Consider the following 14,399-nt stretch of genomic DNA (forward strand, 5'->3'; position numbering starts at 1 on the left):
ACTGTTCGGGCAATCCAATTCTTATTCCCGCATTAATAGAAATAATTATAAAAAATCTAAATAAATAACCATAATTCATTTATAGAGACCTGTGATGTTTAAACAGCTTGGCGAAAAAATCAACTATCCTGAGATTGAAGAAGGAATTTTAAAATTCTGGCAGGATCATCAAATTTTTGAAAAAAGTATTTCATCCAGGGATGAAAGTAAACCCTTTACATTTTACGAGGGACCTCCTACGGTTAACGGCCGGCCGGGTATTCATCACGTAATGGCCAGAACTTTGAAGGATCTTGTCTGCAGATATAAAACATTGCAGGGTTTCAGAGTTCATAGAAAAGCCGGCTGGGATACTCACGGTCTTCCGATTGAAATCGCTCTCGAAAAAGACCTTGGCTTTACACAAAAGTCGGATATTGAGAAATTCGGCGTTGCCGAATTCAATAAGAAAGCTAAAGACCTCGTCTATCATCATATCGAGATGAAAGAAGGCTGGCGTACTTTAACTGAAAGAATGGGATACTGGATAAACCTCGACGATCCTTATATCACCTGTACTAATGATTACATCGAGTCCGTCTGGTGGGCACTGTCAGAATATTTTAAGAAAGGTTTGATTTACAAAGGCTTTAAAATTGTTCCGCAATGCCCCCACTGCGAGACACCTCTTTCTTCTCATGAACTTGCTCTCGGTTATGATGATGTTCAGGATCCGAGTGTCTATGTAAAATTCAAATTGAAAGACGAAGATGCTTCTATACTTGTATGGACTACAACACCCTGGACTTTAATTTCTAATGTCGCCCTCGCTGTAGGACCGGATATAGATTACGCCAAAATCAACCATGAGAAACATGGAGTCCTTTATTTAGCAAAAGCAAGACTGGCAGTAATTAAAGAGGATTATACAATTCTTAGCGAGTTGAAAGGCTTGGATCTGCTCGGCAGGAATTATGAACCGCTTTTCTCTTACATCCCGGTTGAAAAAAGAGCCTGGTATGTTGTTTCCGGTGATTTTGTAAGTACCGAAGATGGTACAGGTGTGGTACATATTGCCCCTGCGTTCGGAGCCGACGACTATGAAGTTTCAAAAAAGTTTGACCTACCATTCCTTCAGCCTGTAACTAAGAGCGGACGTTTTACCGAACAGATTACGGATTTCGCTGGAAGGCTTGTTAAGACCATTCAGTTCGAAACGAAAGAGGAAAAAGGGGCCGATCCGGACATTATCAGAAATCTTAAGGAAAGAGGATTGCTCTACAAGGCGACCAATGATTATCTCCATTCCTATCCTCATTGCTGGAGGTGCGATAATCCGCTTATCTATTATGCGCGCGACAGCTGGTATATTAGAACTACAGATGTTGCTAAAAGGATGATTGAACTTAACAATACAATTAACTGGGCTCCTCCTGAAGTCGGCTCTGGAAGATTCGGCAACTGGCTGGAAGAGAATAAGGACTGGTCTCTTTCCCGTGACCGTTACTGGGGAACCCCGCTTCCAATATGGCTTAACGAAGATGGAGAAATGATCTGTATCGGTTCAATCAATGAATTGAAAGAAGGATATGTTGAGCGCAGCGGGAATAAGATATTTGTTAAAGATCTCCCGGCTGAAGAAATTGATCTTCATAAACCTTTTGTTGATGATGTTAAATTCGAGAAAGATGGCAAAGTATATAAACGGACTCCCGAATTGATCGATGTCTGGTTCGACAGCGGCGCAATGCCGTTTGCTCAATTCCATTATCCGTTTGAAAATCAGGAGCTGTTTAAAAATAATTATCCCTGCGACTTTATTTGCGAGGGAATCGATCAGACCCGCGGATGGTTCTATACACTCCATGCTATCGGTACTATGCTTTTTGATTCTGTGACCTTCAAGAACCTTATCGTTAATGAATTGATTCTGGATAAGGAAGGACAGAAAATGTCCAAGAGCAAAGGAAATACCGTCGATCCTTTTATTCTATTCGATAAATACGGTGCCGATGCGACTCGCTGGTATCTTGTAACTACCAGCCCTCCCTGGAAACCTACATTGTTCGATGAGGAAGGAATTGTTGAAGTACAGAGGAAATTCTTCGGTACTCTTCTTAATACTTATTCGTTCTTTACATTATATGCTAACATCGACAGGTTCGATCACTCAGAACCTCTGGTCCCGTATGAAGAACGACCTGAAATTGACCGGTGGATTATCTCGAAGCTTAGCTCCCTTGTTAAAGAATATGAAGAATTGATGAACCAGTATGATGTTACAAAAGCTGCCCGTCAGATCTCTAATTTTACAATCGATCAGCTTTCAAACTGGTACGTAAGAAGAAGCCGCCGGCGTTTCTGGAAATCGGAAATAAATAAAAATAAACTTTCGGCTTATCAGACGTTGTACGAGTGCCTCGTTACAATTGCGAAAATTTCTTCTCCGTTCATCCCGTTTGTTGCCGAGGAATTGTATCAGAGCCTTAACAGCCAAACTAAACTCGAAAAATCCGAATCGGTTCACCTTGCTCGGTTCCCGCAGCCTTCATTTATTGATCTTCAGCTCGAAGAGAAAATGGATGTTGCTCAGCGTGTTGTTTATCTGACCCGTTCAATGAGGGCAAAACACAATCTTAAGGTCCGTCAACCTCTCAAGAAAATTATGGTTGTGGTTGATAAGGACAGACGGGAAGCGCTTGAGAAAATGAAGGATGTGGTTCTGGAAGAAATTAATGTCAAAGAAATGATCTCTCTTGAGGATGATTCGGGCATTGTTAACAAATCTGCAAAACCTAACTTCAAAGTAGTAGGACCCAAATACGGAAAACTCGTTAAGGCGCTTACATCTGCGATCAAAGACCTCGACAAAAGGGCAATCGATACCCTAGACAAAACCGGAGAGTACGAATTGCAGATTCAAGGAGAATCTGTCAAAATATCTCGTGAGGATGTTGAGATATTAAGTCACGAAATTGAAGGGTGGCTTGTTGAGAGCGGGGAGGGTGTTACAGTAGCAATAGATACAGAGTTAACAGAGGATCTTATAGCTGAAGGTTATGCCCGTGAGTTTGTTAATCGTGTTCAGAATATGAGGAAGGATTCAGGCCTCGACGTTATAGACAGAATAAATCTCTATGCAAAAGGAGACGAAAAATTACTTGCGTATATTAATAACTTTTCTGAGTATATTGCGAATGAAGTTCTGGCAGAGAATATTAAAATAAATGAGGAAATTGAGGGTTATTCACAGGAATGGAAAATCGGTGATTATGATTGTTCTATTACAATAGTTAAAGTAAAATTTTAATTTTGGGAGGCATTATGGCAAAAAAAGTCGATAAAAAGAAAACTGCTAAAACCCCTGTAAAGAAAAAAACTGTTAAGAAATCTACTCCTAAACCTAAGGTGAAAAAGCAGGTAAAAGTTAAAAAAGCTGTTAAAGTTAAAGCTCCGGCTAAAAAACCTGTTAAATCTTCAGCATCAAGATCAAAACACGTCGAAGTTATTTCCCCGACAAAAAAAGTAAGAAAAATTCAGGGGTATTCTAAAAAAGATCTGGAAGAATTCAGGAAAGTGATTATTGAAAAACGAACTGAAATTATCGATCAGCTTCAGGCACTTAAAGATCAAATGATGGACCCTACTACCGGTCAGTATGTTAATGAGAATTCTCCTTATTCGCTCCATATGGCTGAACAGGGTACCGATGCTATGGAAAGAGAAAAACTCTACCTATGGGCCCAAAGGGAAAATAAATTTTTGGGATATCTTGATGATGCCCTCCAGAGAATCGAAAACGGTACTTATGGTATCTGTATTGAGTGTATTGATGAACCGCAGTATTTATGTCCAACCTGCCCTTTGATACCAAAGGATCGATTGATGGCAGTTCCTCATACACAGCATTGCCTGCAGGTTAAACAGAAAATGAAAGCTTAATCCGGTCTTTCTGGAAGTGAGAATATTTTGAAAGTACTATATACAACACTGATTATTGTTGTAGCTGACCAGCTGACAAAGTTTTTTGTGAAAGGCGGTACAATACCGCTTCTCAATCTCCGCGTTGATGGAATGTATTACGGGCAGAGCCATGAAGTATGGGGAGATTTTTTTAAAATAACTTTTGTCGAAAATCCCGGACTTGCATTCGGCATCGATGTAAACGATACATCAAAACTTTTCCTTTCGCTATTTTCATTGCTTGCAAGTATTGGAATCTTTTATTACCTATATAAATCACGGGATCAGAAACTGGTAATCCGGTTTGCTCTGGCTCTTGTTCTCGGAGGAGCCATCGGAAATCTGATCGACAGAACATTATACGGAGTCTTTTACGGTTATGCCCCGGTGTTTTATGGAAGGGTAGTCGATTTTTTTAACGTCGACTTTTTTGATTTTACCATTTTCGGAAAGACATTCGATAGGTGGCCTATTTTCAACATCGCGGATGCATCGGTTACTATCGGTGTTGTCCTGCTTTTGATTTTCCATAAAACTCTTCCGGAAGGGAAAAAAGAGGTGGAGAATCAGCTGACTCCAGATTCCGAGATGAAACTTAATGATGATGCTGTGATTAATAATTCCGCAGAATTAGAATTGGCGGAAAATTCGGGAAAAGATGGCCAGGATAATATCAGAAAAGAAGATTAGGATCCTTCTCCCCGAAGGTAAAAAGAAAGAAAGAATCGATACTTACCTTACAAACTCAGTTGAAAATGCCACGCGCTCTCGAATTCAAAAACTGATTAAAGCAAACCTGGTTACTGTTGACGGTAAAATAGTAAAACCGAATTTTATTGTTACACCCGGGCAGCTTATTGAACTAACCATCCCGATGACACCCCGCCCGGAAGAGACTGAACCTGAGGATATTCCACTTAATATAGTTTTCGAGGACGATTACCTAATTATCGTAAATAAACCGCCTGGAATGGTTGCTCATCCATCCCTGGGTAACTATTCAGGAACTCTTGTAAATGCGCTTCTTCACCATACTCAGAAATTGAGCAGGTTGAATCAGCCCGGTCGGCCCGGAATTGTCCACAGGATTGATAAGGATACAAGCGGATTACTTCTTATTGCAAAAGATGAATGGACTCATGCTCAATTAGCACGACAATTTGCCAATCATTCAATCGATAGGGAATATTGGGCTGTATGCTGGGGATTGTTTAAAGATAGAAAAGGGGAAATAATCGGAAATATTACCAGGAGCAATAAGGACCGTAAACTTTTTACTGTAAGCAGGACCGAAGGTAAATATGCTCATACATTTTACGAAGTTATTGAAGAATTTGAATTCGCATCGCTGGTTAAATTAAAATTGAAAACAGGAAGAACTCACCAGATCCGGGTTCATATGACTCACATTAAACATCCGATATTCGGCGATCCTTCCTACGGCGGAAGAAAAATTGTTTACGGCTCTGAATTTTCTAAAATGAAAAGTCGTGTTGAAAATTTATTGCAGATAATTTCCCGCCAGGCGCTTCACGCAAAAACACTGGGTTTTATCCATCCCCACACAAAAGAAAAAGTTTTCTTCGATTCAAATCTTCCGGATGATATCTCTGACCTGATTAATAAACTGAGAGACTGAAAAAATCGGCTATTCTGTTTTCCCTGTATCCATTCTTTCTGATTGCGCTATTTTACTCAATTTTAATTCCCAGTTCTCCTGAAATAATATTGAACAGCTCCCGTTCATCCAGCAATTTACTCTTCATCAGTGCTTTTATAAATGGTATCTTGTTTTTATGTGCGTAATTCACCAATTCCTGAATAGTATCATAACCGAATGTTGTAATTAAGGAAGCTGCGATTGCTGAACTGTTAATTAAATTCAGCTTGCACCTTTCAATATTTGCTGTGATCCCCTGAATGCAATTTTTAGTCAGGTTATTAATTGAATCTCTGAGAAGCAGTATCGATTTTAAAAATAAGTGACCGAGCATCGGTATGAATGGATTTAACTCAAGATTTCCGCTGCCGGCAAGGTTGGAAATAACAACATCATGACCCTTAACCAATTCACATATTTGAATAGTGTTTTCAAGTATTACGGGATTTACCTTCCCGGGCATGATTGTAGAACCCGATTGCTTGGGCGGAATATTAATTTCACCTATTCCGCCTGCAGGTCCGCTCGATAGAAATCTTAAATCGTTACAGATTTTTAATACGGAGACAGCACCCGCTTTAATTATTCCGTGTGCTTCAACAAACATATCCAGATTCTGTGTTGCATCTATGAGATTATCACTTTTTTCGATAGGGAGTTTGGTTATCTTTTTCAATATACTGTTTACATTTAGAACATATTCTTTTGTTGCGGAAATTGAATTGCCTACGGCCGTGCCTCCAAGATTAACTGAATGGAGTCTCTCCTCCGAAATGTAAATCCGCTGTCTTTCCCGAGCAATTGCCTGTGCATAAGCGCCAAATTCCTGACCGAGTGTAATTGGAACTGCGTCCTGTAATTGTGTTCGGCCAAGTTTAATTACATTTTTAAATTCTTCTTCTTTCGCATGCAGAGCATTCTGAAGTGATTCAAAAGAATCTGAAAGCTGCCGAAGCAGGTAGATCGATGCAACCTTTAGAGAAGTCGGAAAAGTATCGTTTGTAGACTGGCTCATGTTTACATCGTCGAGCGGATTGATTGAATCATATTCACCCGGCTTTTTACCGAGAAGAAGCAATGCTTCATTAGTGATTACTTCATTGAGGTTCATATTAAGTGAAGTGCCCGCTCCTCCCTGAAAAGGGTCGACAGGAATTTTACGGTAAATCTCATACGAACTATTTGATATTGCATTTTCGGTTTCTTTCAGGAGATTACGAATAGCTTCTTCAACAGCTTCAAATTTTTCTTTGAATAGTAATCCGCATTTATAATTCGTTTCTGCGGCAGCTAGTTTTACCTGCAGATAAGCCTTAATCAGATATGGATTAATCCTCTCGCCGGTTGGCGGAAAATTGTTAAGACTCCGGAACGTGTTTGTACCGTAAAGAATGTCTTCTGCCATTTCAACTTCACCCTGTGTATCCTTTTCAATTCTCATTTATCCTTTTCCCGCTTTTTAGCTTTGTAAAAATAAAACACTTTTGATCAAATAATAAAAAAAGACCCCCGGAATCCGGGGGCCTTTTCAGAATTCTATAAGTAATAAGAATTACTTGAGCAGAAGCATCTTGTTTACTTTAACAAAATTATCTGCTTCAATTCTATATAAGTAAATGCCGGATGCGAGGTGTCTTGCGTTGAATTCAAACGTATGACTTCCTGCGCTCAGATAATTGTTAACTAGGGTTCTTACTTCTTTTCCTAATGCGTCATAGATGGTTACTCTTACATTGGATGCTTTCGGAATAGCGAACTTAATATTTGTTGTCGGGTTGAATGGATTCGGATAGTTCTGGAATAATGCATATTCGGTTGGAACGATTTCATCCTGCTCAACTGAAGTAGCTAAACCGAGAGATGCCATAGCGCCCTTTAATGCTGTTACAATGTATTTAGGATTGTGGATACCATAGCTGTGATCATAGTAGGCTGTTCTTGCATTCCAGTAAGCTTTTCTGATAGCTGGTGACCATGATGTTGCTGGAACCGGAGGGATAGTTGTTGTACCAACTTGACGGGCGACTTCTTCATAAATTTTATCGATCATGCCGTGTACTTCATCCTGAAGTCCTTCGTTAACGCCGTCATTATCATGATCCAGAGACCCGTTTAACATAAAGGTTACATCTGCAAATGAAAGTCCGAGTGATCCGCCGTGACATGGCATACAGGATTCCATATTAGATTTGCCGTCAGGATATGTCACTGCGAAAGAGTGTCCGCCTACCAGAGCAACCTGACCATTTGCAACCGGTGTTGCAACACCATACATGTGACAGGCTACACATGATCCATGTGCTTGTGTAATACCGAAGTGATTTGAACTGGCCAGTTTTACACCGCCTAATTCAAACATATTATTTCCTACTAGCATATCACCCTGAGCACCATAGTGAGGACCAAACCGAGAATTTAGCGTCGCTGCAGCTGCAGCAGCATTTGCTTCAGATCTTGACTGATGGCAGTTGAAGCATATTGCGCCGTTACCTGCATTTGCCTGGTTTATTGTAATAGTTGTATTGTTGGGTGCAAGTAGGTTTGCTGTAACTTTTCTTAATTGATGAGGATTAGTTGCATTATGCGGATCGTGGCATCCTGCACAGGTAATAGGATTGTATGAAACATCAAAATAAGGATCTGAAGTTGATACATTATCAACATATTGTTTAAATCCAGAACCGGTGTGGCATCTTACACAGCCTTCTCTGCCCGGACCGCTCTCGTCAACAACACCGGCATGAACTGATGCGTCAAACTGTTCCGGAAGAAGATGGTGAGTTCCTGAATCATGGCAGTATGCGCAAACATCAGGATTATAGGTAGCTACCATTCTGAAATCTGTTGTAGCCCCTAAGTGGGTTGAACCCGGTCCATGACACGATTCGCACTGAACATTTGCTCTGAGCATTGCGTCCGGGAATTGTGCAACTAATGTTGCTGTCATACCCGGTGCGAGAACTGTCGGGAATGTGAATGGGAAATCGTCGAATCCGTCATTTGCTGCCGTTGTATTGTGACCTGTAGAATGGCAGGAAATACAGTTAGCGCCGAAATGATCACTGCCTTGTCCTTCAAATTCTTCTGTAAGTGTAGTTGCGTGACCGGTATTTGACCACTCAGTAACATAACTTGGGTGACAGGTCTGGCAGTTTACATTTTTGTTTACTCCGTCAACAAATGTATTTGTATAACCGAGATATTTTGCGGAATTAAATCCGACTGTTGCGCTGTATGCGCCGGAAGTTGCCTTTAATTCATAGGCACCGACTTTGTCAGGTTTAAATGTAACTACAACCGTGTTGTCATCAACTACATGCACTGTTGTACCAACTGCGGCAGTTGAACCTAATGGTCTTCTTGTAATAGACCAGGTAACTGTTCCAATTGCCTGACCGGTTAGAACCGCTTTAAAATACATCTGACTATTAACGCCGACATTCTTTAATCCCGTAAAAGCAGAAGTGTAAATATCGGTTGTCGATCTTGCTACATCTCTTGGTGAAACACCAAATGGTTCAACAGTAAAAGAGATTGGTGTGGTTTGAGAATAGAGAGATGAACAAAATAGAACAAATAACAGAAGAGTGGTAAGTTTTCGAATCATAATCATGCCTCCATTAAAGAGTATTTTGTTAAGTATTTAAGAATCATTTTAATGATAAAAAGATTTCTAACTTTATTTACCGATTTCGGTGTCTAATATAAAAATATTAATAAAGATGTCAAAGTCTAAATTAGAGATTCCATAGTAAAAAATCTTTTTATCTGAAATTAATTGCGGCAATATTCATTCCAATCCAAATTTGAATAAACTCCCAGCTATTCGTATATTTTTTCCTAAATTCTGGAAGAAAAATGCTTATTTATAATACCTTTTCTAAAACTAAAGAAGAATTCATCCCTTTAACTCCTCCGGAGGTGACTTTCTATGTCTGCGGGCCGACTGTCTATGACTATTTCCATATCGGCAATGCTAGATCTTTTATAATGGCTGATATTTTCCGGAGATATCTTGAATACAAAGGTTTTAATGTTAAATTCGTTATGAACCTTACTGATGTGGACGATAGAATTATTAAGAAGTCGATTGATCAGAAAAAACCTTCTGCTGAAATTTCAAATTTTTATATTGATGCCTTTTTAGAAGACATTGAAAAATTAAGAGTAAAACCTGCTTCGGTTTTCCCGAAAGCCACTCAGCATATTCCGGAAATGATAAGCATCATAAAAGAATTAATTGAGAATGGAAAGGCTTACAATGTTGATGGCAATGTTTTTTATGATGTCTCTAAATTCCCTGATTACGGAAAACTGAGCGGTAAGAATCTTGAAGAACTTACGGCAGGTGCCAGGGTGGAAATAAATGAAACAAAAAAGAATCCGCTCGATTTTGCCCTCTGGAAAAAAGCAAAAGAAGGAGAACCATTTTGGGAGAGCCCCTGGGGAAATGGCAGACCCGGCTGGCATATAGAATGTTCTGCGATGAGCTCAAAACATCTTGGCGAAACTATTGATATCCATGCAGGTGGTAACGATCTTATTTTTCCGCATCATGAGAATGAAATTGCTCAGAGCGAGGGCGCTCATGGACATAAATTTGTAAAGTATTGGATCCACTTCGGATTTCTGAATATCAATGAAGAGAAAATGTCTAAATCCTTAGGCAATTTTTTAACGGCTAGAGAAATACTGAAAAAATATTCAGCCGAAGCTATCCGTCTTTTCTTTACTCAAACCTATTATGGCGGCCCTCTCAATTTCAGTTTTGAACTTCTTGCCGCTGCTGAAAAAGGTGTGGAAAAAATTAAGAACCTTGCGGAGAAAATTGAAGAGGAAATTAAGAAAGATAATAATGTCGGTATCCTCCCCGAGTTCGATCTGAAATACTATTATGATGAATTTGCAAAAGTAATGGACGACGATCTGAATACCTCTCAGGCTGTTGCTCTTATTTTTGACCTTGTACGTAATGCCAATAAAATTATCTCAGATTATGAAAATATTAATGTTTCTTTTTATCAAGATCTGAAACAGTTTCTTACCCGCACAGCCCAGGAAGTATTCGGGATAGTGCATTTTAATGAAATTACCCGTCCTGAATCCTTGGGCATTGATCATAAATTAATCGAACTTCTTCTCGAACTTCGGATTAAACTTAAAAAAGAGAAGAATTTTATTCTGGCAGACCTGATTCGCGATGAATTAAATAAACTCGGAATAGAATTAAAAGACGGCAAAGAAGGTACTTCATATAAAATAAAATGATTTCTATATTGTCGTGTCATTTGAAATAATTATGAATTCACGGGAAAGAAAATGAAAATAAAATTTTTAGCTGTATTTATTATTATAAGTGCTTCCGGAATACTCGCTCAAGGTTCAAGCGGAACCGATGCAAAATATGAATATAGAAATCTGATTGATCTGCCTACAGCCGGGATTGTTGAAAAAGGATTTGTCGGAGTTTCGATCGATGTGATGCCCCTTGGCGTAGTTGTCTCTAAAATTGAAGTCGGTGTTTTCGAAAATTTCAGCTTTGGTATTTCGTACGGCGGTAACAATATTATTGGAAGAGGCAAGATAACAGGATATAAACTGCCGGGGATAAATCTAAGGGCTCGAATTTTTAATGAGTCGGAAACGCTTCCCGCAATCACACTCGGATTCGATTCACAGGGCAAAGGTGAATTCAATAAAACTTTGAACCGTTATGAAATTAAATCTCCCGGTTTTTTTGCTGTAGCTTCAAAGAATTTCGATTTCTACGGTTATTTCAGCATTCACGGTCTTATCAATTATTCACTTGAACGGGATGATAACGATAAAGACCTGAACCTTGGATTCGGATTTGAAAAAACTCTTGGATCCAAACTATCTATTGTCGGTGAATACGACTTTGCAATAAATGACAATACAAACAATTCGATCGGAGAGGGGACGGGATATTTAAATCTTGGCATCCGTTGGTCTATAGGTGACGGATTGACTCTGGGATTAAATCTCAGGGACCTGCTCGATAATAAAAAAATCTCAGGTTCCAGAGCTGATAGGGGAATTTTTGTTGAATACATTAAAGCCATCTTCTAAAAATGTAGAAAATCCTAAACAATCCTGTCTAATTTATTATACATCTCTACATCTAGTTACCCGCTTTTGTCCTATTATCTAAGTTTTATAAGGCATATTTTTTGCATAACTAAAAATGATTTATCCATGGGTGGTTGATATGAAAACATTAAAATTTTTAATCGTACTGCTTCCTCTCTTATCTTTTGGAGGATGTTACACACAACTTGCTCTTCGTGATTCAGACGACAGAGATTATTACGAGGATGAATACGCTTACGAGGACGAAGTAGCCGATACACTGGATAACGAAGAATATGTTGAAGATCAGGGAGTATATGAGGACGATTATTACTATGAGCGCAACCGTTCATACCGACGATTCTACCTCGGTTATTATCCCTCATCCAGTTTCTACTTTGGAATTGGCAGATATTACGATCCTTTCTGGTACGATTGGTATTGCTGCGATTATGGATACTGGCCATGGAATCACTATTCTTATTCATACTATCCGGGATATTTCTATAATCGGTATTATGGTTGGTGGGTGAATAACTGGTCTTGGAATAATCCTTATTATTGGAATAATTATGGTAACTATAATTACCCCAATAATTATAACTTTAAATATCGAACAGCTTATACTAAACTTCGTGATTCCGGCGATCGGAGCGGCGATAGAACAAGTTCCTTGAGAGACCGTAATAGTAGCCGTTCAAGTTCTTATACGGACCGTGATGGATCGATTCGAACCAGAGATGTGGATCTCAATAGATCAAGCGTTTCTAGAAGCAGGGAGAAAACAACAGGTAACTCGAGAGTTTCTAAGGAATCCGCTGCAAGCAGGAGAGAATCACCTTCTGCTGTAAAAGAAAGTACGTCAAGAAGGCCTTCGAGCAGCAGTAAGTCGGAAAGAGTTTCTCCGCCTCCTTCAAGAGAAAGGAGTTCAAGCAGGAAAGAATCGGCCGACCGCAGCAGAAGCGGATCGTATGACTCTGGAAGATCGGGTCGTTCTACACCGTCTTATTCACCTCCCAGCAGTTCTAGATCTTCGTCACCGTCTTACAGTCCGCCGTCACGTTCCGGTTCGGAGAATTCTTCGAGATCCGGTTCAGAAAGTTCGTCGAGATCCGGCAGTTCATCAAGTTCCGGTAGCAGTTCCAGGTCTGATAGCGGAAGAAGATAACATGATTTCAAAAATTCAAAAACTTCGGATTTAATTCTGGGGGAATTATGAAAAAAATAAAAATGTCTTTTGGTTTGTTCTCACTACTCTTGTTCTCTGCTATAAATATTAACGCGCAGAATTTCAATGATGCTCTCAGGTTATCGGATACGGATATTTTAACCAATGCCCGGTCGCTTGGTATGGGCAATGCATATATTTCTATAAGCAATGATTTCACGGCCTCTCTTTTTAATCCTGCCGGATTTGCTCTGATAAGGAAAATGGAATTCTCCGGAGTACTCAATTATAATTCTTTTAAGAATGATGCTCAGCTTTTTAGTAGAAATACTCTTTACTCCAGCAGCAAAACCGATTTCAGTCAGTTCGGATTTGCATTCCCTCTTCCTACTTCGCGCGGAAGTATGGTCCTTGCTTTCGGTTATAATAAGTATAAAGATTTTAACCGGGCTATGAAATTCAGCGGATTTAATTCCGGCTCAAATTCCATGATACAAAACTTAACCTATGATAATGATGATATTTCGTATGAAATCGGTCTAAGTTACAAGGTTTATGATTCTAACAATAAATTTCTCTACTACGATACTTTTATCAACGGTAATCTTCAGCAGAGCGGAACAATAATCCAGGAGGGCGGTCTTGATAGCTGGCTCTTTTCCGGTGCTGTCGAGATTCAGAAAAACATCTTCGTAGGAGCTACCATCAATATTATAAACGGAGATTTTAAAAGAAACCGCGAATACCTGGAGGAAGATCTGAACAATAATTATCCATCATCAATTCTGCTCGATCCGAATGATCCCCAGACTGCCGATTTCAGGTCATTCTATTTTAACGATATAATCAGATGGGATATTTCCGGATGGAATGCAACTCTCGGCTTATTAGCAAAAATGGATTATAATGTTAATGTAGGTGCTACAATTAAACTTCCAAAATCACTTACCGTTAAAGAGATTTATTTTGTAGATGCAGATGCACACTTCGGAACAGGGCAGATGTATATACTCGATCCTCCGATTGAAAACAGGTTGGAGTATACAGTTCAGACCCTGTGGGAATTCGGAGTTGGTGCTTCTTATTCAGTTCAGGGAATGACAGTCAGTTTCGATGCAAATTTTATCGATTATTCTCGAATGAAATTTTCTGAGGGATTTGATTTCCGCTCCCGTGAAGATAAAAATTCCGAAATAATTGATCTGATGAAAAGTGTTATAAATCTTAATGCCGGCGTTGAATATTTATTGCCTTTTACTGGAATTACTTTAAGAGGCGGTTTCATTTATATGCCGTCTCCGTTCAAGGATGATTCCTCAGAATTTGATAAGAAATTCTTTACGGCAGGAATTGGATTCTCAAGCGGCTCAAAATTCCATTTTGACTTAGGATATGCTCATGGCTGGTGGAAAGATATCGGAGATAATTACGGTTCTAACCTTTCCAGGACTTTTCAATCTATTACGAAAGACAATTTAATATTCGGTGTTAAATACTATTTCTAAATTCTTTACCTCCGCTCCCTGATTGACAACCCCC

Annotated in this window: 10 protein-coding genes; 8 read left to right on the forward strand and 2 right to left on the reverse strand. The window is 39.3% G+C overall.

Features of this window, described 5'->3' with window-relative positions:
- Positions 1-94 precede the first annotated feature (94 nt).
- Genes ileS through PLZ15_07450 form a run of 4 tightly spaced genes read left to right on the forward strand, consistent with a single transcriptional unit; the run spans position 95 to position 5,581 of the window.
- A complete protein-coding gene (ileS, locus tag PLZ15_07435; GenBank protein HOI29582.1) occupies positions 95-3,289 on the forward strand; it encodes an isoleucine--tRNA ligase in 3,195 nt (1,064 codons plus the stop codon).
- 14 nt (positions 3,290-3,303) lie between these two features.
- A complete protein-coding gene (locus PLZ15_07440; protein ID HOI29583.1) occupies positions 3,304-3,921 on the forward strand; it encodes a conjugal transfer protein TraR in 618 nt (205 codons plus the stop codon).
- A 27-nt stretch (positions 3,922-3,948) separates the two neighbouring features.
- Positions 3,949-4,632 carry a signal peptidase II gene (gene lspA / locus PLZ15_07445; GenBank protein HOI29584.1) on the forward strand — a complete coding sequence of 228 codons (684 nt, stop codon included), beginning with the start codon at positions 3,949-3,951 and terminating at the stop codon, positions 4,630-4,632.
- Positions 4,601-5,581 (forward strand): RluA family pseudouridine synthase, encoded by a 981-nt coding sequence (locus PLZ15_07450; protein HOI29585.1) that lies wholly within the window; start codon positions 4,601-4,603, stop codon positions 5,579-5,581. The genes lspA and PLZ15_07450 overlap by 32 nt, the downstream gene beginning before the upstream one ends.
- A gap of 52 nt (positions 5,582-5,633) precedes the next feature.
- Here the strand turns inward: PLZ15_07450 and PLZ15_07455 are convergent, their stop codons facing one another.
- Positions 5,634-7,043 carry an aspartate ammonia-lyase gene (locus PLZ15_07455; GenBank protein ID HOI29586.1) on the reverse strand — a complete coding sequence of 470 codons (1,410 nt, stop codon included), beginning with the start codon at positions 7,041-7,043 and terminating at the stop codon, positions 5,634-5,636.
- A 111-nt stretch (positions 7,044-7,154) separates the two neighbouring features.
- Entirely contained in the window at positions 7,155-9,209 is a 2,055-nt protein-coding gene (locus PLZ15_07460; GenBank protein ID HOI29587.1) for a T9SS type A sorting domain-containing protein, read from the reverse strand.
- Between the two features lie 251 nt (positions 9,210-9,460).
- Between PLZ15_07460 and cysS the strand changes: the two genes are divergently transcribed.
- The 4 genes from cysS (at position 9,461) to PLZ15_07480 (ending at position 14,365) form a co-directional block, all read left to right on the forward strand.
- Positions 9,461-10,870 carry a cysteine--tRNA ligase gene (gene cysS, locus PLZ15_07465; protein HOI29588.1) on the forward strand — a complete coding sequence of 470 codons (1,410 nt, stop codon included), beginning with the start codon at positions 9,461-9,463 and terminating at the stop codon, positions 10,868-10,870.
- 51 nt (positions 10,871-10,921) lie between these two features.
- Complete coding sequence (locus PLZ15_07470; protein HOI29589.1) at positions 10,922-11,692, forward strand: hypothetical protein; 771 nt, start codon at positions 10,922-10,924, stop codon at positions 11,690-11,692.
- A gap of 139 nt (positions 11,693-11,831) precedes the next feature.
- Positions 11,832-12,860 (forward strand): hypothetical protein, encoded by a 1,029-nt coding sequence (locus tag PLZ15_07475; GenBank protein HOI29590.1) that lies wholly within the window; start codon positions 11,832-11,834, stop codon positions 12,858-12,860.
- A gap of 47 nt (positions 12,861-12,907) precedes the next feature.
- Positions 12,908-14,365, forward strand: coding sequence for a hypothetical protein (locus tag PLZ15_07480; GenBank protein ID HOI29591.1), 1,458 nt, complete (start codon positions 12,908-12,910; stop codon positions 14,363-14,365).
- Positions 14,366-14,399: the final 34 nt, after the last annotated feature.

This window comes from Melioribacteraceae bacterium, assembly GCA_035362835.1.
Lineage (GTDB): Bacteria > Bacteroidota > Ignavibacteria > Ignavibacteriales > Melioribacteraceae > DSXH01.

Excerpts from the sequence above, each read along its gene's own strand:
- ileS (HOI29582.1), top strand. The coding sequence starts at position 95 with ATGTTTAAACAGCTTGGCGAAAAAATCAACTATCCTGAGATTGAAGAA.
- PLZ15_07440 (HOI29583.1), top strand. The coding sequence starts at position 3,304 with ATGGCAAAAAAAGTCGATAAAAAGAAAACTGCTAAAACCCCTGTAAAG.
- PLZ15_07450 (HOI29585.1), top strand. The coding sequence starts at position 4,601 with ATGGCCAGGATAATATCAGAAAAGAAGATTAGGATCCTTCTCCCCGAA.
- PLZ15_07455 (HOI29586.1), bottom strand. The coding sequence starts at position 7,043 with ATGAGAATTGAAAAGGATACACAGGGTGAAGTTGAAATGGCAGAAGAC.
- PLZ15_07460 (HOI29587.1), bottom strand. The coding sequence starts at position 9,209 with ATGATTCGAAAACTTACCACTCTTCTGTTATTTGTTCTATTTTGTTCA.
- cysS (HOI29588.1), top strand. The coding sequence starts at position 9,461 with ATGCTTATTTATAATACCTTTTCTAAAACTAAAGAAGAATTCATCCCT.
- PLZ15_07470 (HOI29589.1), top strand. The coding sequence starts at position 10,922 with ATGAAAATAAAATTTTTAGCTGTATTTATTATTATAAGTGCTTCCGGA.
- PLZ15_07475 (HOI29590.1), top strand. The coding sequence starts at position 11,832 with ATGAAAACATTAAAATTTTTAATCGTACTGCTTCCTCTCTTATCTTTT.
- PLZ15_07480 (HOI29591.1), top strand. The coding sequence starts at position 12,908 with ATGAAAAAAATAAAAATGTCTTTTGGTTTGTTCTCACTACTCTTGTTC.